Below are 20,769 nucleotides of genomic sequence, written 5' to 3'. Positions count from 1 at the left end.
TTCCTCACTTCTCTAACTACTTATACTTTTTCCTCTTCATATTACAGCATATTTTTATGGAAATAGAAACATACTTATTTTAGGAAATCTACATACCATCTAATAATATTTAAAAGACCATCGGTAATTTTTGTCCAATGGTCTTTTTATCCTTTTTATATGCAAAGAATAAATTTATTTATGATACGGTTCATCATAACTATTCTAAATAAGCTTATTTTTTATTATTTTCATAATTAAATTTAACAAAAAAGGTAGTGCCTTCCGATCCTGTTTGAATTTCTATTTTTGCATTATGGCGGGCAGCAATGGCATAACATACACCTAATCCCAATCCAGTTCCATTATGTTTGGTCGTGTAAAATGGCGTACCCAGTTTCTCTAATACTTCAGGCCTGATACCTTGTCCTTGATCCTGCACTGCAAGCACCACACAATTTTGACCTTCCTTGTAGGTGCTAATGGTTAGAACTTTCCCTGTACTCATCGCTTCTAAGCCATTACGATATAGATTCATTAATAATTGCCGTATCTCATTACGATTTAAAAGTAATTTCGGAATGTCATTTGTATCGAATTGAATATATTTATTTTGATTATACGTATCAATCTTTATTAAAGGAATAATATCGCGGATAAGTGAATTTAAATCTAACATCTGCAAATCCAATTTCCTTGTATTACCCATTGAGAGAAATTCAGTAATAATAGAATTGGCACGGTTAAGTTCTTCAATCATTAAATGAAAGTACTTATTATGTTTCTCATAGGTATTCTCTTCTTTTAATAACTGCAAAAATCCTAGTACCGTTGTCATTGGATTTCTAATTTCATGGCTGATACCTGCTGCCATTTGCCCTATTAAATCAATGTTAGATAATCTTTTCAATTCCTGTTCATATTTCTTTTTTTCCGTTATGTTTTTAAAAATACAACAAATACCATCATCATACGGGTATGCAATAACTTCGTGCCAATATTCATCTGCAGTAGAAAGAAATTCGAAATGAACTGTAGTTCGTTCTGACATCGCACGATGAAATTCCTTATACATAACTGTGTCGATATCACTCGGGAAAACATCCCATATATTCTTTCCTAATACATCTTTTGCTGTTTTTCTTTGCGGAAAATATTGGTGCTTATTTACGTACGTAAATTCCCATTTATTATTTAAAGTAAAGAATCCATCCGTAATACATTCAATCACACTTGTAACTTTTTCATTAGCAGCAGCTAGCTCTCCCGTTCGCTCTTCCACTATACTTTCTAGTTTATCCATATATAACAAATTTGAAAACGTAGGGGCTGTGGCATCAACGATAGATTTTGCTAGTTGAATTTGAGAATTATCGTAATTGTGAGCTTTTCCTTCTTTCCCAACGACGATTACCCCTAATACTTCTCCCATTGAAATCAATGGGATCATCAATAAATCCTTACTATCTATATTTTTTGTTTGAATAACTTCTTGGATCTTGGCTTCATAACTTTTCTCTGTCCAATCAGCTTCTGTCCAATCACAGCCCTTACTTAATTTCGTTGTTTTAATCGTTGTTTTGTCTAGCGGATCTAGAAGATGGGCAGTCATATTTTTACTCTCTAAAATCTGTTCTAAGTAAAAAAAGCATTTATCAAAACTCTCCTGTATCGAGGAACACATTGATAAATCACGGGTAACATTTAATAACAGCTGCTTCTCAACAATAAGGTCTTCCTTTTGTGTTAAATTATTTGCGTTTTGAATTGCGACCGCGGCCATATTTACATAAGCTTCAACACTTTGAATTTCTGAATCTGTTAAGTTCATCGGAATCCCATAATCAAATAAAAAAACCAGACCAAATAACTCTTGCCTAAATGAGATAGGCAGAGCTAATAAGGACTTAATTTTAAACGCATCAACTGGTCTCGGATCTGGTCGATGATCCTTTGAGGTATCAGGAATATAGATGGTTTTTTTCGTTTCAATAACTTCTTTTGCCAGTAAGTCTATTTCAGGATCCACTACCTGAGTATCGAGTGTTACGCCATTTATGGTCTCTGGTTTTCCTGCAAACCCTCTAAATGTTCCATCTTCCTGGGGTAAATAAATTCCAACAGCATCGCACCTAACAATCTCCTCTGATATCGCCATTGTCACACGCTGCAATACTTCACGTAGTTCTAATTTCGTATTTATTATTTTTGTTATATTCGCGAGCCTAGAATATCTCGTCTGATCACTTACCATTCACATAGCCTCCAGTTATAGGCATAATAAAATAAATATGATAATATCAGCGTCTTACCTTTGTTTTACATAGAATATTTTACTTATGATACGGTTCCCCACGATTAATCCGAAACGCTCTATACACTTGCTCAAGCAACACTAATCGCATTAATTGGTGTGGTAACGTCATCTTTGAAAAAGAAAGTGATTCGTTTGAACGCTTCATTACTTCTGAACTTAGTCCGAGTGATCCACCAATTACAAATGCGACTTTACTCTTTCCATATGTAGCAAGGCGATCTAGACTGACCGCAAATTCTTCTGATGACTTTTGCTTTCCTTCTATAGCTAATGCAATCACATGCGTGTCATCAGAAATCTTATCCAGTATACGTATACCTTCTTTTTCCTTTACAATTAACATTTCTGCTTCACTTAAATTTTCTGGTGCCTTTTCATCTGGCAATTCAATTACTTCTACTTTTGCGTATGCTGATAATCGTTTTAAGTATTCTGCTATACCTTGTTTCAAATATTTTTCTTTTAATTTCCCAATTGAAATAATCGAGATATTCACACGTATCCTCCACCTTACAAACATGTTATCCACAAAACTTATCCACATATCCACAAACACTACCCACATATTGTGTGAGAATCTGTGTTCGATACAACATATGTCGCCTCATTTTGACAAAATTCACATGTTTTTTTCTCTTTTTCTGAGTTATCCACACTGTTGATAACCGGTGCAACTTCACACTCATCCACAATAATATCTAACGCTAATTCAACATGTTCTAAACAACAAGGTAAATTCATTTTCTTCACCTCACTTTTCTACAATAGAAAACAGGAGGTAGGCCCTCCTGTTTTTAATACTTTTGAATGCCTAATTTCACTGTTGTTGTTACTCTTTTTGTACCACGATAAAACGTAAGAGTCATTTTATCATTAATTTCCTTATCATATAAGGCCGTGCGGAATCCAATAATATCGCGAATCGGTTTTCCATCTACTGCCACAATAACATCATGTTCTCTTAAACCAGCATCCGCGCCTGGCGAAGGACTTTTCACATCCAAAATACAAACTCCTTCTGTTACAGTACCTGGTAAATGTAATGTTTTTGACCAATAATAGTTTGGAATTTCATTTAATGACCTAAGTTCAATCCCAACATACGGTCTTCTTACTTTTCCATACTTCTCAAGTTCATTCATAATCGGAACAGCCCTAGTCACTGGAATAGCCAGTCCGATTCCTTCTACTTCTTTTGCAGCAATTTTCATTGAATTAATACCAATTAATTGTCCTGCTGCATTTACAAGCGCACCGCCACTATTCCCTGGGTTAATCGCCGCATCTGTTTGTAACACTTCTACTTGCCAATCATAATGTCCATCTTGATCTAAATCTACAGGGACAATACGTTCATTAGCTGAAATAATACCTTGCGTAACAGTTCCAGAGAATTGCAGTCCAAGTGGATTTCCAATCGCAATAACTGGCTCTCCTCTGCGAACAGTATTAGAATCGCCAATTTCAATTATTTTTTTCACATGCTTTGCATCTATTTCTAATACAGCTAAATCTGTGACTACATCGGTTCCTAATACTTTTCCAGGAACCTTCTTACCGTCACTTAGACTTACTTCAATACGATTCGCTCCAGCTACAACATGATTATTCGTTACAATATAAGCTTGACCATCTGTCTTTTTATAAATTACTCCTGATCCTGTACCAGCCTCTGAATCTGCCTCTGAAAAGTTATCTCGTTGAATGTTAATAACACCCACAACAGCTTCAGATGCACGATCAACAGCATCTACAAAGCTAATCTGTTTAATTCCTTGAGCTTCGGCCATATTACTTCCGCTTGCTTCAGCTTGCGGAAGCGTATCAGCAGAATTTGAAAATAAAGGAGCTCCAAACGCAAATAAAGAAGCTCCTACAATTGTTCCCGCTATACTAGAAAGAACTATACCTTTATGCTTCTTTTTTCCTGCACGTTTCATACGATAATTTTCTTCATCAATAAAGGACATATTTGTTCACCCATCTTCCTGAAAACAACTATATTCACCTTTATTGTTTACTAAAATGAAGAATTATACGTATTGAATTTTTGTAGGCATTTTTGGATCTGTATCGTGAATTTCAAAGGATTCACCCACTCCAAATCCTTTTTCCTCTAGTACTTGTGATACTGACATACGAGCTAGTTCTTTCATGTTATTATCTAAGCTTAAATGGGCTAAATAAATATGCTTTGTCTCATCTGTAATTACATCTGCCATCGCTAATGCAGCATCCTCATTACAAACATGCCCAACGTCGCTTAAAATGCGTCGTTTAATGCTCCATGGGTAACGTCCCATACGAAGCATTTCCACATCATGATTACTTTCAAATACGAAAGCATTAGCTCCCTTAATAACGCCCTTCATACGGTCACTTACGTATCCCGTATCTGTAATAAGCGCTAATTTCCTATTATTATTATGGAAAGCATAAAACATCGGTTCAGCCGCATCATGAGAAACTCCAAATGATTCGACTTCAATATCACCAAATGTTTTCACATCCCCAACTGAGAAAATGAATTTTTGCTCAGTTGGGATATTTCCTATTAAATGTTCCATTGCATTCCATGTTTTCTCATTCGCATAAACGGGTAAATCATATTTTCGCGCCAATACACCTAACCCTTTAATATGATCACTATGCTCATGTGTTACAAGAATACCTGATACATCATTTATATTCAGTTCTGCTTGTTTAAATAAAGCCTCTGTCGCTTTACCACTTAAACCTGCATCGACTAGTAATTTTTTTTCATCGGTTCCTACGTATAGCATATTTCCTGTACTTCCACTTGCAAGTACACTAAAATGCAACCCCATTATTTCTCACTCCAGTATGTTCATCAACCACTTGATTTTCCTTTTCCCCTAATTCCATAACTTGTCCTTCAATTGCATTCACAAAGAAGTCCTGCTTTTGCTCCGTTTTTAAATTCCACGTTGGAGCAAGTACTTGGTTATTAGAAGTAGATGCGGTAAGAGTGGCATAACCAATTTGCGCTTCTTTAACATGTGTATTTCCATGAATTTTATTTTTTAAATACAAATTTTCTAAAGCTGTTTGAGCCGTAATAATTTCTTGCTCTTTCGTTTTTTCACCTTCGCCCATTTCTTTTAAATCAGTTAGCATTGTCTGCGTATATGAAACAAGTTCATTTTTTTCATTTAATTCCACAACAATCATCGCCTGATTATTATAGAAAATAGGCTTATCTTTATATTTTTGGAAGAAATAAATTTTAGAGTCTTTCACCGCTCCAAATTCATACTTTTGTCCATCCAATACATAGTTCTTCAAAAATTCATTATACTTATCTTTTGATAATGATTTCGTATTTAAAAAAGGCTCTTTTAGCTTACTTTCTATCGTGTACATATTTTGTATATGCGCCGTTTGATTTTTCAAAGACTGTATATCATCTTCTTTAAAGGCTTTATTTTCCGCTCTAATAAATGACTCTTTCTTCGGTTCCTTAGGGATATTCCCTATAGTAATTTTATTTGCTTTTAATTCTTGATCTATCTTTGTTTCTGCAATAAGCTCCAATTGATTACTATCTTGCTTTTGAATGAATTGAAAAATGAGAAAGAGGTCCAAAACAAAAAAGGTCACAATAAATATGGTTTTAATTCGATCCCAATCCATTTAGTCCTCCCTCACTCCACTCATAGATTTGCTGTTTACCCGTTTCACCTTCAACAAGCTTTACATACCAAATTGGTTGTAGTCGAACTACTTGCCCATCTAGTGATAACTTGTATCCAATACCAATATCCTTAATTACTTGTTTCTTTATCTCTGGATTATTTTCTAGGGATGCTATTACAACATGCCCTGACGGAAGAGTAACTTTCTGTTCTATGCCTTTAGTATTTAAAGACAGCAACGGTCTTTCATATTCCATTACTTCTTCTGATCCCCATTTTTGTCTCAATTCAGCTAATCCATCTGTATTGAATACGGAATATCCATCTTCATGTAAGCGAAATACTGTCTCTCCTTTATTCATATAGTCCAAACGATATGAATCCAAACTTCCACTGTGACCACTTACAAATTCAAAGCTTTTTTGTAACAGCATTAAATTATCTATCGTTTTCTCAGTTAAGACAGAAGAGTTTTTATACTTTAGCATGTGACGATCGTTTTCAATTTCCATGGATCTAATACCATCTGTAAATGTTTCTTTCGATATCTCAGTAATCGGACTTAAATAACGAGGATCACTAAACAGAGCATTCTTAAACGTATCAACTGCTAAATTAGATGAAATATATGTTATATTGTTTAACTCTGTCGTGCCATCTGGTAAAAATAACTTTTTCATATCATTGATTTGATAATCAAAATAGGGCTTTGCTGATACTATAAATTGATTTTGAGCATTTACAATATCTTTTAAATACACACCACTTAATTTTGCCTCATATATTTTAAAGTTATCACCATCAGAAACAAAGTTAATTTTAATTTCTTGATCCTTACTCCTAGAAGGATCAAGGAGAATACGATTAAAATGTTTAGGCTTATCTGTACTTTTCTCTTTCATGTTAAACATAGATTTAACTGCATCAAATGGGATATCAGTAGGGAAAACAAGTTCAATTTTCCCTTCACCATGCACATAGGATAGGAAATCACCCTTAGTGATTGATATCTCTCTAAACTCATGTAGTTCCCCTACTTCCAAAGGCTTATAGATTGATTCTATATCTGCCTCTCTTCTGCTCCCATAATGATTTTTATCTTTATGCACGATGATAGAAGTAGGACGGACAACATCGGAAATTTTAGTTTGATTCGTTCCTTCATTGCCCTGTACAAATTTTGCGTTTTGCATGGATGTAGAATCTGGCACATACGTCCATAGGTTAAAAGTAAGAAACAGGCTAATTACAACTAGGTTAATTAAAACTATTGTTTTAAAGTTTTCCATACTCATTCCCAATCGTCCTCTTCATCTGCTGCCATTGGTAACGTGAAATAAATAGTTGTCCCTTTTCCTTCTTCACTCTTCGCCCAAATAGAGCCACCATGTGCCTCGATCATTTCTTTTGCAATTGCTAATCCAAGTCCCGTACCACCCATTTGTCTTGAACGAGCTTTATCTACGCGATAAAAACGTTCAAAGATTTTATCAACGTTTTCTTTTGGAATACCCATTCCTTGGTCACTTACGCTAATTTCTAATAAATCACCGCGATCACGTAAGCGATATGTTACTGTTCCACCTTCTGGTGAATACTTTAATGCGTTAGAAATAATGTTATACAGCACTTGAGTAATTTTGTCAGTATCCATATCAATAAACCTAGACTTCTTAGAGAAAGATCGTTTGAAACTTACATTTTGTTCTTTAGACATTTCAAAGCGATCAATAATATTATTAAAGAAATCAGTAAAGTCGACCCATTCTTTCATTAAACGGTGCTCTGTACTATCAAGTTTAGATAGCTGTAACAACGCATTTACAAGTCTAATCATTCTTTCTGTTTCTTCTTGTGTAACCGTTAAAAATTGTGGTGCAATATTCGGATCCTGCCATGCTCCATCTGTAAGTGCCTCTAAATAACTGCGCATTGTCGTTAATGGCGTCCTTAATTCATGAGAGACATTCGCCACAAACTCACGGCGTTCCCTTTCTATACGCTCCTGCTCTGTTACATCATATAATACGGCAATTAAACCATTTGCCTTCCCTGTTTCTTTTTGAATAACAGAGAAACTAGCACGTAAAATATATGGTTCATTTCTCGTACTAAAATCTAATAAAACAGAATCTGGCTCTTCATATAAATGATCGAGCGTAAATTCTTCCTGTATCCCTAATACCTCTAAAACAGATTGATCGAGCGCTGTTTCACGAGAAACATTTAACATTTTTTCCGCAGGGTCATTTAGTAAAATAATATCCCCTTTTCGGTCAGTAGCAATTACTCCATCTGTCATATGAGATAAAACAGATGATAGTTTACGCCTTTCACTTTCTGTAGAAGAACGAGCTTGTTGTAATTTTTTTGATAAATTATTGAAGGATAATGCCAGTTGTCCAATTTCATCATGGCTATGCACCTTTACTTTTCTCGAATAATTTCCTTTTGCCATTTCGATTGCTTGTCTCCGCATATCTGAAATTGGTCTTGTAATTGTTTGAGCCAATAAAATCCCAAGTACGGCCGTTACTAATAAGGCAATTACTGTTCCCGTAGCAAAAATTTGATTTATATCCTTCATTTGTTTATATACATCTTCCATAGATGCAACGATGTATATAACACCAAGCGCATCCTTGCCATTATCATCTAGAATCGGAGTAAGCATAACTTGAACGCGATGGCCTGTACTACCATCCTTCTCAATTTTCACTTCTGGCTTTTTTTGCACCAACACTCGCTGAACAGCTATATCAGTTGATGTTCTATTCACCTTATTCTGCTTTGATTCATCTGAAATAGCCAGTAACTTTCTATGCGAATCAAATACACTTACCTCTTGTATAACTTTTTTTTGATCAGAGGCAAACTTTCGAATAGAAGTTTTAATCGTTTCATCTGTTGACTCTGTTTCTGCTTTTGTATAACTTTTTTTAAATTCTTGTTTCAAGTTATATGATAATAAGTTTGTTTGCTGCGTTAAAGAATCCCTAAAACCTTGTACTAGGCTCTTCTCTAATTCCCTTACAAAATATACCCCAATAACTTGCATCGCTATTAATATTAATAGCATATATATAAGCACAAATTTTAAATGAATAGATTGAAAAAAACCAACTTTCTTCATATACTATTCCTGCTCTGGGTCACGCAAGTAATACCCTACTCCACGTCTAGTTACAATTAAAGTAGGATGGCTTGGATTATCTTCAATTTTTTCACGCAAACGACGTACTGTTACGTCTACTGTGCGCACATCTCCAAAATAGTCATAACCCCAAACTGTTTGTAATAAATGTTCGCGTGTCATAACTTGTCCTAAGTGTTTCGCTAAATAATGTAGCAACTCAAATTCACGATGTGTAAGCTCGATATTTTCCTCGCGCTTCGTTACACTATATGCATTTGGATTAATAACAATTGGTCCAATAACCATTTCTGTATTTTCTTCTTTTTCTGCAGCACCACCTTGTTGGTGACGGCGTAAATTCGCCTTCACACGAGCAAGTAATTCTCTCGTGCTAAATGGCTTCGTTACATAATCATCTGCCCCAAGCTCAAGCCCTAATACTTTATCAATCTCAGAGTCCTTTGCTGTAAGCATAATAATCGGCATTTCTGAACTTTTACGTATTTCACGACAAACCTCTAAGCCATCTTTACCTGGTAGCATAATATCTAATAAAACCATATCTGGTTGTTCTTCATTAGCTTTTTCAATTGCTTCATCACCATCATGCGCCATTACTATTTCAAAACCTTCTTTTTCTAGGTTAAACTTCAAAATATCTGCAATCGGCTTTTCATCATCAACTACTAAAATTTTCTTTCCCATCATCGTCTATTTCCTCCTTATAAAAATATGGTCAATAATCCCTAAACATATTGATGTTTACATAGTATGTCCTATATGACCGCATCCTTTGTTTAAGTATTTTCTCCTCTATTCTCATAGACTCATGTATGATCCACTTTTACACGGAATCCTATACGATCTATAGAAAAACCTCTAGCTTCAACTGCTAGAGGCTCCTCGTTCTATTTTAAAATAACTACTCAGTTTTGTAAAATTACATAAATAAAAAGGATATTAAGTGGGCCCACTTAATATCCTGAGAGTGGCTCGGGACGGAATCGAACCGCCGACACGAGGATTTTCAGTCCTCTGCTCTACCGACTGAGCTACCGAGCCAAAACTATATATAAAACCACTAATGGTGGTATAAACAAAAGTGGCGGTCCCGACCGGGGTCGAACCGGCGATCTCCTGCGTGACAGGCAGGCATGTTAACCACTACACCACGGGACCAAAAATAAGCATAAAAAAAACATGACCCGTACGGGATTCGAACCCGTGTTACCGCCGTGAAAGGGCGGTGTCTTAACCACTTGACCAACGGGCCACGAAAAATAAAATGGTGAGCCATGAAGGATTCGAACCTTCGACCCTCTGATTAAAAGTCAGATGCTCTACCAACTGAGCTAATGGCTCATACTCACCAACGTCATATTTTCGTGACGACAAGATGTATCATAACATGTATTCTATATTCTTCGCAATACTTTTTTTCATTTTTTATAAAAGATAAGAAAAAACTCATGCGGACATGAGTTTTTTCTAAAAATATCAATTAAGCTTCGTATACATTACGAACAATATTCGTTTGGTTACGATCTGGTCCAACTGAGAACATAGATAATTGAATTCCTGTTAACTCACAAACACGTTCTACGTATTTTCGTGCATTTTCAGGAAGCTCGTCTAATGATTTTACACCAGTAATATCTTCTGTCCAACCTGGAAGCTCTTCATATACAGGCTCACATTTCGCTAAAATGTTTAAGTTTGCTGGAACTTCATCGATAACTTCGCCATTGTATTTGTAAGCAACACAAATTTTAAGAGTTGGAATATCTGTTAAAACGTCGATAGAATTTAATGATAGATCCGTTAAACCACTAACACGACGCGCATGTCTTACAACAACGCTATCGAACCAACCTACGCGGCGCGGACGACCAGTTGTTGTTCCGTACTCACGACCAACTTCACGAATTTGATGACCAATTTCATCATTAAGTTCAGTAGGGAATGGACCGTCACCAACACGGCTTGTATATGCTTTACATACACCTACAACGCGAGTAACTTTCGCAGGACCAACTCCAGTTCCAACTGTTACACCACCCGCAATCGGGTTAGAAGATGTAACGAATGGGTACGTACCGTGGTCAATATCAAGCATAACACCTTGTGCACCTTCAAATAATACACGGTGATTGTTATCTAGTGCATCATTTAATACAACAGATGTGTCGCATACATATTGTGCGATTTGTTGTCCATATTCGAAGTACTCTTCAAAGATTTCTTCTACACTGAAACCTTCTGTATCGTACATTTTTTCAAACAAACGATTTTTCTCTACTAAATTGCGCTCAAGCTTCTCTTTAAATGCTTCACGATCTAAAAGATCAGCCATACGGATACCAATACGAGCAGCTTTATCCATATATGCAGGACCGATACCTTTTTTCGTTGTACCGATTTTGTTATCACCTTTACTAGCCTCTTCTAACTCATCTTGTTTTAAGTGATAAGGTAAAATAACGTGTGCACGGTTACTTACACGTAAATTATCAGTACTTACACCACGGTCGTGTAAGTATTTTAACTCTTCAAGTAATGCTTTCGGATCTACTACTAAGCCATTTCCGATTACACAAATTTTCTCTTTATAGAAAATACCAGATGGAATTAAGTGTAACTTATATTTAACTCCGCCGAAAACAATTGTATGTCCCGCGTTATTTCCACCTTGATATCTTGCAACTACTTCCGCATGCTCAGAAAGAAAATCAGTGATTTTACCTTTTCCTTCGTCGCCCCATTGTGTTCCTACAACTACTACTGAAGACATTATTAAAGCACCTCCGCAATTTTCAAACGATCTATTCAAACAATATAATTGTACCAAAACCGAAAAAGAAGTCAACCAAAAAGCGAACATTTTTTTATTAAAAATCATTTTCGTTCGTAAGAATTATGTTTTCACCTTATGAAAGCCTTATCTTTACACCATAAAAAAAGAAACACATCTTATTATAAGAAATGTGTTTCTTTTTTATACTGCCTTTATGCCCCATCCTCAAAGCGTCGTTCTAAGTTAACGAACTTATTGAACTCTTTGACGAATGCAAGTTCCACTGAACCTACTGGACCGTTACGTTGCTTTGCAATGATAATTTCAATCGTATTTTTATTTTCCGTTTCACGGTCATAGTAATCTTCACGATATAGGAAAGCTACAATATCAGCATCCTGCTCAATACTTCCAGATTCACGAATATCAGACATCATCGGGCGTTTATCCTGACGAGATTCTACACCACGAGATAACTGTGATAAGGCAATAACAGGCACTTGCAATTCACGTGCAATCCCTTTTAAAGTACGAGAAATCTCAGATACTTCCTGCTGACGGTTCTCACCTGATTTCCCACTTCCTTGAATAAGCTGTAAGTAGTCAATTAAAACCATTCCAAGACCTTGTTCTTGCTTTAGTCTACGACATTTTGCTCGAATCTCATTTACCTTAATTCCCGGTGTATCATCAATATATATACCGGCATTTGAAAGACTCCCCATCGCCATTGTTAATTTCGCCCAATCATCAGAAGTTAGTGACCCGGTACGAAGTCTTTGCGCATCGATATTTCCTTCTGCACAAAGCATACGCATAACAAGCTGATCGGAGCCCATCTCCAAGCTAAAAATCGCTACATTTTCATCCGTTTTCGTCGCTACGTTTTGTGCGATATTTAATGAAAATGCAGTTTTCCCTACTGACGGACGTGCTGCTACAATGATTAAATCATTTCGCTGGAAACCTGCCGTCATCTTATCTAATTCAGTAAATCCAGTTGGTATCCCAGTAACCTCACCTTTTTGATTATGCAAAAGTTCAATTTTATCATAAGCATCCACAAGAACATCTTTAATATTTTGAAATGCTTTTGCATTCGTTTGATGGGATACTTCTAATATTTTTTTCTCGGCCTCATTTAAAAGGCCGTCCACGTCATCTTCTCTCTCGTATCCATCCGACACTATATGAGTCGCTGTTCGAATTAAACGGCGTAAAAGTGCCTTTTCAGCAATGATACGTGCATAATATTCAACGTTAGCAGCTGTTGGAACAACTTCTGCTAACTCTGCTAGATAAGACACTCCACCAACTTCTTCTAGTAATCCTTGATCAGCCATCGCTGATGTCATTATTACTAAGTCGATCGGTTCTCCTTTATCAGATAATCCAAGCATGACCTCAAAAATCTTTTGATGTTTTGTTCGATAGAATGAATCAGGTACCAATAACTCCGATGCTGACGTTAACGCATCTTGATCAATTAATATGGCACCTAAAACCGCCTGCTCGGCCTCTATATTATGCGGAGGGGTACGATCAGCAAGTACATCACTCATACGCAATCCTCCTTGCTTAATTTATTTTTATTGTTCACTAACATGAACTTTTACTGTCGCTGTTACTTGCGGATGCAATTTCACTGTTACATTTGTGTAGCCTAATGCACGAATTGCATCATCCATTTCAAATTTACGTTTATCAAGTTTAATTTTATGTGATTTTTGCATCGCATCTACGATTTGTTTGCTCGTAATAGAACCGAATAAACGGCCACCTTCTCCAGATTTCGCCTTTAATTCTACAGTTAATTTCTCTAAAGTCTCTTTTAACTCTTTTGCATTTTCAAGCTCTGCTGCTGCATCTTTTTCTTCTTTACGCTTTTGAGCTTCTAAAGTTTTCATACTGCTATTTGTTGCTTCAGCAGCTAATCCTTGTTTTAGTAAGAAGTTATTTGCATAGCCATCCGGTACGTTTTTTATTTCTCCTTTTTTACCTTTACCTTTTACGTCTTTTAGAAAAATTACTTTCATGATTGTGTGCCTCCCTGTAAATAGTCATCAATAACAAATCGAAGCTTCTCCTCAGCTTCATCTACTGTAACATTTTTCATTTGTGTGGCTGCATTAGTCAAATGCCCGCCACCGCCTAAGTTTTCCATAATTAGCTGCACATTCACTTCACCTAAAGACCTGCTGCTAATTCCAATGAGATTCTCACCACGTTTCGCAACAACAAATGATGCAATAATCCCTGTCATCGTTAATAACGTGTCTGCCGATTGCGCAATAAGCACTTGATCGTAGTAATCATCACTATCAACTTTAGCAATCGCAATTCCATTTTTATAAATGTACGCATTTTTTATAGCTTTTGCAACCCGTAAATACTGATCCATATCTTCCTTTAAAAGTTCTTGTACAAGTACAGTATCTGCACCATGTGAGCGTAAATAAGAAGCAGCATCAAATGTACGAGCCCCTGTCCGGAATGTGAAACTTTTCGTGTCGACAATAATACCTGCTAACAATGCCGTCGCTTCTAGCATTGTCATCTTTAAATTTTTAGGTTGATACTCAAGTAATTCTGTAACCAATTCTGCCGTGGAAGAAGCATATGGTTCCATATAAACTAGCAATGGGTCTTCAATAAAATCTTCCCCACGACGATGATGATCAATAACTACTACATTTTCAATTTTATGTAACAGTTTTTGCTCCATCACCATAGAAGGTTTATGCGTATCAACAACAACAAGTAACGACTCATCATTTGCAAATTCCATCGCTTGCTCTGGAGTAATAAAATGAGACCATAACTCCTCATTTTGTTTCACTTTGTCCATCAAGCGTTTAATTCCCTTATCAGAATCATTTTCATCTAATACAATATATCCTTTACGCTCGTTTAATTGAGCCACTTTTAAAATACCAATCGCAGCACCAATTGCGTCCATATCAGGAGCCCTATGCCCCATGATAATGACATTACTACTTTCTAACACTAAATCCTTTAACGCATGCGAAATGACCCTAGCACGTACACGGGTACGCTTTTCAACGGGATTTGTCTTACCTCCATAGAACTTAACTTTACCTGTCGCTTGTTTAATAGCTACTTGGTCTCCACCGCGCCCAAGCGCAAGGTCTAAACCAGATTGAGCCATTGCCCCAAGCTCTGACAAAGGTAAATCACCTGATCCGACACCTACACTTAATGTAAGTGGTATATTCCTTTTAGATGTTTCTTCACGCACCTGATCTAAAATACTAAATTTCCCTTTCTCCATCTGCGTTAGAATACTTTCATTTAGCACAACGAAGAATCTTTCTGAAGATGCACGTTTTAAATACGCACCATACTTAAGTGCCCATTCATTTAGTCGCGATGTCACAAGACTTGTTATATTCGTACGTAATTGATCATCTAATCCTTGTGTAACTTCATCATAATTATCCAAATAAATTACAGCTAAAACAGTGCGTTGATCCTCATACATCTTTTCGATTTCCGTTTGTTCCGTTACATCAAAGAAATAAATTAACTTTTCTTCTTTCCTTACAAAAACGCGAAACTTTCGATTATTTAAAGAGACTATATCATCAGAAGTTTCTCCTTTAATGAAAAGAAGTAATGTTTCTGATACATCGTAAAGGTGCCATCCAGCTAACGCATGCTGTCCCAGGCATGAAGATAAATAAGGATTTGCCCAATCAATCCCGTAATCCTTATTGTATAACAAAATACCAATCGGCATTTGGTTAAATGCTTCATTACTGACTTTCTTTACCCTCGTAATCATATCTGTCGTATGCTTTTCGAAATTCCTTTGAAAATTAAGTTCAAATCGTATAACGATAAAGAACACGATACAAAAAATGATAAAAGCAGCTATCCCCATAATTAAATGAAAATAACAGAGAATTGAAATGAGCACAAACACAAAAAATGCCAATACATAAACAGGATATAAAAACCACTGTTTCTTATCAAATTCAGGCATGTATACAACTCCTATAAAGTAAAACTAACTCACCTTCCAGTTAGTTAAACAGATTAAAATAGTATAAGGAATATTATTTTATTCCCCTATTTTAGAACGCAACGAAATCCCTAAGTCAATTATACCTAAGATTGTCACAAGAGGAAACAGCATCGGAATAAACATGCATACAATAAAACTAATAATAGGAACCCCTTTAGTAAAACCTTTTCTATACGCTAAAAAGGAAATGAATGTCAGCCCTTGCAGTACAAGCAATAGTGCAAATATGACATATAGGTTAGAAAATACCATATGTAAATATGATGTTGGATCTACTTTTATAAAAGTTGCTAACAAAATAAATATAACGTAATACCAAACAATACTCTTTGGTAATTGTAGATCTTTAAATTTAGGCCAAGGTATAATGTCATGTTTTAACTTTTTCAAAACACTACCTGATATTATCACTGTAATCCAAGAAAAACATACTGAAACTAGAACAAGTATACTTGGAAATAACGATTGTAATATATCATTCATTTGTGTAAGTAACTCTTTTTGTTCCTTACTAATCGGCATACCTATAGCACTTACTATCTTTTCACTTTGCACCATACTTTCACTAAACACACTTTGCATTTGCTTCATTATATCTATGTTGAAAAACTTTATACTCGCAACATAAATAAGTACAAAACCAATTAAGTATGCAAGCGTCCCCGCTATTAAGATTTCCACTGGCTTTTTTCTTGTTTTATACATATACCCTAAAACAATCCCTATCAATCCAAACATAGTTGTCTTCACTAAATTCATAGGTTGACTCACAATAATAGTAACAAAAAGTGCTGCTACAAAAATCACAAGCACATTAGATAGTTTATGTCTTATCGTTAATAGTATAAATGGTAACGGCAACGCAAAAGTTACAACAGTACCTAAAATCGGAACATACATAGATATAAGCAATAAAATTACATATATAGCTAATAACGCTGCGCCTTCTGTAATAAACTTTGTTTGTTTCACATTTTAACCTCTCTTTCAAAAAAGAAAAGCATAGCAAAATGCACAGTAGAGTCCGACTCTACTGTGCATTTCATACGCTATTATTCACCAACATATGGTAAAAGTGCCATTTGACGAGCACGTTTAATTGCAACTGTAAGTTTGCGTTGGTATTTTGCGCTTGTCCCTGTTACACGACGAGGTAAAATTTTACCACGCTCAGAAACGAAACGTTTTAATAAATCAACATCTTTATAGTCAATGCGAGTGATGCCGTTAGCTGTGAAGAAACACACCTTACGACGTTTCGCACGTCCACCTTTGCGTCCTGCCATGTCTATTTCCCTCCATTCTTTGTTAAAACTAACAAATTTACTGTATTAGAACGGTAAATCGTCGTCGGAAATGTCGATCGGTTGACCTACATTTGAAAATGGATCGTCATTCTTCGTAAATCCAGAGTTCCCTTGATTACCTTGGTTACCTGAATTACTAGATTGACCAAATGGGTTAGAGCCTTGGTTACCGAAACCAGCTCCTGATGGTTGCTGATTGAATGAACCACGTTGCTCCCCACCGCCATTACGCGGCTCTAAAAATTGTACGCTTTCCGCAAGAACTTCTGTTACATATACACGTTTACCGTCTTGTCCATCGTAATTACGAGTTTGAAGACGTCCATCTACGCCTGCTAAGCTTCCTTTTTTCAAATAATTTGCTACGTTTTCTGCTTGTTTACGCCATATTACACAATTAATAAAGTCAGCTTCACGCTCACCTTGTTGATTCGCAAATGCGCGATTCACAGCTAACGTAAAAGTAGCTACTGCAACACCATTGGGCGTGTAACGTAAGTCAGGGTCCTTAGTTAAACGACCAACGAGGATAACACGATTCATCAATCGAACCACTCTCCCTTATATATCAATTATTTTTCTTCTTCTTTAACAACGATATGACGAAGGATGTCTTCGTTGATCTTAGCTAAACGGTCGAATTCGTTAATCGCTTCTGCGTTAGAGTTCACGTTTAAGATCATGTAGAAACCTTCACGTAAGTCGTTGATTTCGTAAGCTAAACGACGCTTACCCCACTCTTTCGTGTTAATGATTTCTGCACCATTGTTTGTTAAAACACCTGCAAAACGTTCAACTAAAGCTTTTTGAGCTTCTTCTTCAACGCCAGGACGAATGATGTACATAATTTCGTACTTTCTCATTACACTTTCACCTCCTTTTGGTCTAAACGGCCCATAATGGGCAAGGAGCAATTAATTTATAGTAATTACTCACGAGTTTAGATTATATCATAGTAAGTTATATGAATCAACTCACCAATACATAAAAAACTTGGCAAACATATAATATATTCGCCAAGCTCATATCTTTATTTTTCCTAGGAAATATTAGATTAAACGTTAAAACGGAAGTGCATAACATCTCCGTCTTTTACGATATACTCTTTTCCTTCTAAACGTACTTTTCCAGCTTCTTTTGCAGCTGTCATAGAACCGTTTGTCATTAAGTCATCGTAAGAAACTGTTTCTGCACGAATAAATCCACGCTCAAAGTCTGTATGAATAACACCAGCACATTGTGGTGCCTTCATACCTTGTTTAAATGTCCAAGCACGTACTTCTTGAACGCCAGCTGTAAAGTAAGTAGCAAGTCCTAATAAGTCATATGCTGCACGAATTAATTGATCTAAACCAGACTCTTCAATACCTAGTTCTTCAAGGAATACTTTTTTCTCTTCCTCGTCTAATTCAGCGATTTCTGATTCGATTTTTGCACATACAACGATTACTTGAGAATTTTCATTTTCTGCAAATTCTTTTACCATTTGTACGTATTTATTTTCCGAAGGATCGATAACATCGTCTTCACTTACGTTCGCTACGTATAACATTTCTTTTGTTGTAAGTAAATGAAGGCCTTTAACAATCTTCATCTGCTCTTCTGTAAATTCAACAGTACGAGCCGGTTTCCCCTCTTCAAAAGCCTCTTTTAAACGAACTAAAATTTCATGCTCATATACAGCTTCTTTATCTTTTTGTCTTGCTAATTTCGCAACACGCTCGATACGCTTATCAACAGACTCTAAGTCCGCTAAAATTAGCTCTAAGTTGATTGTTTCGATATCATCAATTGGATCTACTTTCCCTGAAACGTGCGTAATATTTTCGTCTTCAAAACAACGAACAACTTGGCAAATTGCATCTACTTGACGAATGTGAGATAAGAATTTATTTCCTAAACCTTCACCTTTACTAGCACCTTTTACGATACCTGCAATATCAGTAAACTCAAATACAGTCGGAACAGTCTTTTTCGGTTCTATTAATTCCGTTAATTTATTTAAACGCTCATCTGGTACTTCTACAATCCCTACGTTTGGATCAATTGTACAGAATGGATAGTTTGCAGATTCTGCTCCTGCTTGTGTAATTGCATTAAATAAAGTGGACTTACCTACGTTAGGTAATCCAACAATCCCAGCCGTTAATCCCATATTTTTCACTCCTATGTCTCAATCTTTCATCATTATAGATAGTAACGAAAAAAATGACAAGTTTCCGCCAAACGAAAAAAAGTAACAGTTACCTACTGTAACTGTTACTCTCCCTCTATTCTTCGTGCTTCACAAGTATTTTTTTCACCTTACGATCAAACTCTCTTCGAGTAATCATTACTGAATGGTCACATCCCTCGCACTTAATGCGGATATCCATTCCCATACGAATAATTTTCCAACGATTCTCGCCACATGGATGTGCTTTCTTCATTTCCACAACATCGTACAAGTTATATTCCTTTTGCTCCACTCTTCAAACTCCTCTCCATACTAAATTGCTTTTCCACTAACCAATTCTTCACGATTGTATAAAACCATACGTGGATATGGAATTTCAATTCCATGTAAATCAAGACGATTTTTAATCTCTTTACGAAGTGCCCTTGCAATAACTGCATGTTGCATCGGCTCTACTTCAGCGATAACGCGTAATATAACTTCTGATGCAGCTAACGTTTGCACACCTAATAATTGAGGTGTTGTTACCATTTTTTCATACTTTGAAGGTAACTCTACTAATAAATCTTCAATAACCTGTTCTGCTTTCGCAATATCAGCCTCATATGAAATAGATACATCAACAAACGCTACACTATTACTAACTGAATAGTTAGTAACTTGAATAATACTTCCATTTGGTAAAGTATGAATTTCACCTGTCCAACTCTTTACTTTCGTTGTACGAAGTCCAATTTCTAAAACGACTCCTTCAAATTGACCGATTTTAACATAATCGCCAACTGAAAACTGATCTTCTAGCAAAATAAATAAACCTGTAATAACGTCTTTCACTAAACTTTGAGCACCAAATCCGACTGCTAAACCAATTACCCCAGCACCCGCTAATAAACCTGATGCATTAATATCAAACACACCTAAAATCGCAATTAGCATAATGAACATAACAACATACGCTACAATATTTTCAAGTAATTTCGCCACTGTAACTGTACGACGTTCTGAAATTTGAATTGGAGAACGACTCCCCATACGAAACGCATTTCGTACAACCGCTCTTGCAATTCGCACAACAACTGCACCAATTGTTAAAATAATACATATTTTTAATGTCGCAACTCCAATATGAGCCCAACGATCAGCATCTAATAAATACTGTTTCGTAGAATTAAACCACTTCGTTAATAAATCCATGTACCTCTACCTCTCTAGCTAAAATTTCTTTTTAGTTATCCTTATTATTGTATCAGAAGTCCTCTAATTGCTGAAAAAATTTTATGATTTTAATCCTATTTTATCCCCGCCATTCAGGTATAAAATGGAACGAATATATATATACTAGTACTATTATTTCCG

General features: G+C 35.9%; 20 protein-coding genes and 4 tRNA genes. All 24 read right to left on the bottom strand.

Translation table 11 applies throughout. The features are described from left to right. Nucleotides 1-214: 214 nt before the first annotated feature. On the bottom strand, nt 215-2,233 hold the full coding sequence (locus ACQRBL_RS26530) for a GAF domain-containing sensor histidine kinase (RefSeq protein ID WP_000253127.1): 2,019 nt from the start codon (nt 2,231-2,233) through the stop codon (nt 215-217). Between the two features lie 79 nt (nt 2,234-2,312). Further along, the gene (gene rlmH, locus ACQRBL_RS26525) at nt 2,313-2,792 is read right to left on the bottom strand and encodes a 23S rRNA (pseudouridine(1915)-N(3))-methyltransferase RlmH (protein ID WP_001027003.1); all 480 of its coding nucleotides are present in this window, start codon (nt 2,790-2,792) and stop codon (nt 2,313-2,315) included. A 59-nt stretch (nt 2,793-2,851) separates the two neighbouring features. Then, nucleotides 2,852-3,037: a CxxH/CxxC protein gene (locus ACQRBL_RS26520; protein WP_001052833.1), complete on the bottom strand. Its 186-nt coding sequence runs from the start codon at nt 3,035-3,037 to the stop codon at nt 2,852-2,854. Nucleotides 3,038-3,090: 53 nt separating this feature from the next. Continuing rightward, the gene (locus ACQRBL_RS26515; RefSeq protein ID WP_000008031.1) at nt 3,091-4,266 is read right to left on the bottom strand and encodes a S1C family serine protease; all 1,176 of its coding nucleotides are present in this window, start codon (nt 4,264-4,266) and stop codon (nt 3,091-3,093) included. A gap of 63 nt (nt 4,267-4,329) precedes the next feature. Then, complete coding sequence (locus ACQRBL_RS26510; RefSeq protein ID WP_000522837.1) at nt 4,330-5,124, bottom strand: MBL fold metallo-hydrolase; 795 nt, start codon at nt 5,122-5,124, stop codon at nt 4,330-4,332. Then, nucleotides 5,108-5,950, bottom strand: a complete 843-nt coding sequence (locus ACQRBL_RS26505; protein WP_000383720.1) for a two-component system regulatory protein YycI — start codon at nt 5,948-5,950, stop codon at nt 5,108-5,110. The genes ACQRBL_RS26510 and ACQRBL_RS26505 overlap by 17 nt, the downstream gene beginning before the upstream one ends. After that, a complete protein-coding gene (locus ACQRBL_RS26500; RefSeq protein ID WP_000061569.1) occupies nt 5,931-7,247 on the bottom strand; it encodes a YycH family regulatory protein in 1,317 nt (438 codons plus the stop codon). The genes ACQRBL_RS26505 and ACQRBL_RS26500 overlap by 20 nt, the downstream gene beginning before the upstream one ends. Beyond that, a complete protein-coding gene (gene walK / locus ACQRBL_RS26495) occupies nt 7,244-9,085 on the bottom strand; it encodes a cell wall metabolism sensor histidine kinase WalK (protein WP_000755367.1) in 1,842 nt (613 codons plus the stop codon). The genes ACQRBL_RS26500 and walK overlap by 4 nt, the downstream gene beginning before the upstream one ends. A 3-nt stretch (nt 9,086-9,088) precedes the next feature. Continuing rightward, nucleotides 9,089-9,796 carry a cell wall metabolism DNA-binding response regulator WalR gene (gene walR / locus ACQRBL_RS26490; protein ID WP_000971865.1) on the bottom strand — a complete coding sequence of 236 codons (708 nt, stop codon included), beginning with the start codon at nt 9,794-9,796 and terminating at the stop codon, nt 9,089-9,091. Between the two features lie 281 nt (nt 9,797-10,077). Then, a tRNA-Phe gene (locus ACQRBL_RS26485) sits at nt 10,078-10,150 on the bottom strand. Nucleotides 10,151-10,191: 41 nt separating this feature from the next. After that, nucleotides 10,192-10,267 (bottom strand) — tRNA-Asp (locus ACQRBL_RS26480). A gap of 22 nt (nt 10,268-10,289) precedes the next feature. Next, nucleotides 10,290-10,361, bottom strand: a tRNA-Glu gene (locus ACQRBL_RS26475). A gap of 13 nt (nt 10,362-10,374) precedes the next feature. Beyond that, nucleotides 10,375-10,450 (bottom strand) — tRNA-Lys (locus tag ACQRBL_RS26470). Nucleotides 10,451-10,589: 139 nt separating this feature from the next. Beyond that, nucleotides 10,590-11,879 carry an adenylosuccinate synthase gene (locus ACQRBL_RS26465; RefSeq protein ID WP_000100229.1) on the bottom strand — a complete coding sequence of 430 codons (1,290 nt, stop codon included), beginning with the start codon at nt 11,877-11,879 and terminating at the stop codon, nt 10,590-10,592. Between the two features lie 215 nt (nt 11,880-12,094). Then, a complete protein-coding gene (dnaB, locus tag ACQRBL_RS26460) occupies nt 12,095-13,444 on the bottom strand; it encodes a replicative DNA helicase (RefSeq protein ID WP_001286147.1) in 1,350 nt (449 codons plus the stop codon). A 27-nt stretch (nt 13,445-13,471) separates the two neighbouring features. Beyond that, nucleotides 13,472-13,918, bottom strand: a complete 447-nt coding sequence (gene rplI / locus ACQRBL_RS26455; RefSeq protein ID WP_000864223.1) for a 50S ribosomal protein L9 — start codon at nt 13,916-13,918, stop codon at nt 13,472-13,474. Continuing rightward, nucleotides 13,915-15,888 carry a DHH family phosphoesterase gene (locus tag ACQRBL_RS26450; RefSeq protein ID WP_001113779.1) on the bottom strand — a complete coding sequence of 658 codons (1,974 nt, stop codon included), beginning with the start codon at nt 15,886-15,888 and terminating at the stop codon, nt 13,915-13,917. The genes rplI and ACQRBL_RS26450 overlap by 4 nt, the downstream gene beginning before the upstream one ends. Nucleotides 15,889-15,966: 78 nt before the next feature. Next, nucleotides 15,967-16,902 (bottom strand): YybS family protein, encoded by a 936-nt coding sequence (locus tag ACQRBL_RS26445; RefSeq protein WP_023523631.1) that lies wholly within the window; start codon nt 16,900-16,902, stop codon nt 15,967-15,969. An 80-nt stretch (nt 16,903-16,982) separates the two neighbouring features. Continuing rightward, nucleotides 16,983-17,216 (bottom strand): 30S ribosomal protein S18, encoded by a 234-nt coding sequence (rpsR, locus tag ACQRBL_RS26440; RefSeq protein WP_000918873.1) that lies wholly within the window; start codon nt 17,214-17,216, stop codon nt 16,983-16,985. Nucleotides 17,217-17,261: 45 nt separating this feature from the next. After that, on the bottom strand, nt 17,262-17,783 hold the full coding sequence (ssb, locus tag ACQRBL_RS26435; protein ID WP_002094213.1) for a single-stranded DNA-binding protein: 522 nt from the start codon (nt 17,781-17,783) through the stop codon (nt 17,262-17,264). A gap of 26 nt (nt 17,784-17,809) precedes the next feature. After that, the gene (rpsF, locus tag ACQRBL_RS26430) at nt 17,810-18,100 is read right to left on the bottom strand and encodes a 30S ribosomal protein S6 (protein WP_001233781.1); all 291 of its coding nucleotides are present in this window, start codon (nt 18,098-18,100) and stop codon (nt 17,810-17,812) included. Between the two features lie 191 nt (nt 18,101-18,291). Next, the gene (ychF, locus tag ACQRBL_RS26425; protein WP_411995864.1) at nt 18,292-19,392 is read right to left on the bottom strand and encodes a redox-regulated ATPase YchF; all 1,101 of its coding nucleotides are present in this window, start codon (nt 19,390-19,392) and stop codon (nt 18,292-18,294) included. A gap of 115 nt (nt 19,393-19,507) precedes the next feature. Continuing rightward, nucleotides 19,508-19,705 (bottom strand): DUF951 domain-containing protein, encoded by a 198-nt coding sequence (locus tag ACQRBL_RS26420; RefSeq protein WP_000435486.1) that lies wholly within the window; start codon nt 19,703-19,705, stop codon nt 19,508-19,510. Between the two features lie 20 nt (nt 19,706-19,725). Beyond that, on the bottom strand, nt 19,726-20,607 hold the full coding sequence (locus ACQRBL_RS26415; RefSeq protein WP_000365115.1) for a mechanosensitive ion channel family protein: 882 nt from the start codon (nt 20,605-20,607) through the stop codon (nt 19,726-19,728). Nucleotides 20,608-20,769: the final 162 nt, after the last annotated feature.

The sequence above is a fragment of the Bacillus sp. AF62 genome, assembly GCF_050312695.1.
In the GTDB taxonomy this organism is placed as follows: Bacteria; Bacillota; Bacilli; order Bacillales; family Bacillaceae_G; genus Bacillus_A; species Bacillus_A cereus.
This window is presented reverse-complemented; position numbering and strand designations above follow the sequence as displayed.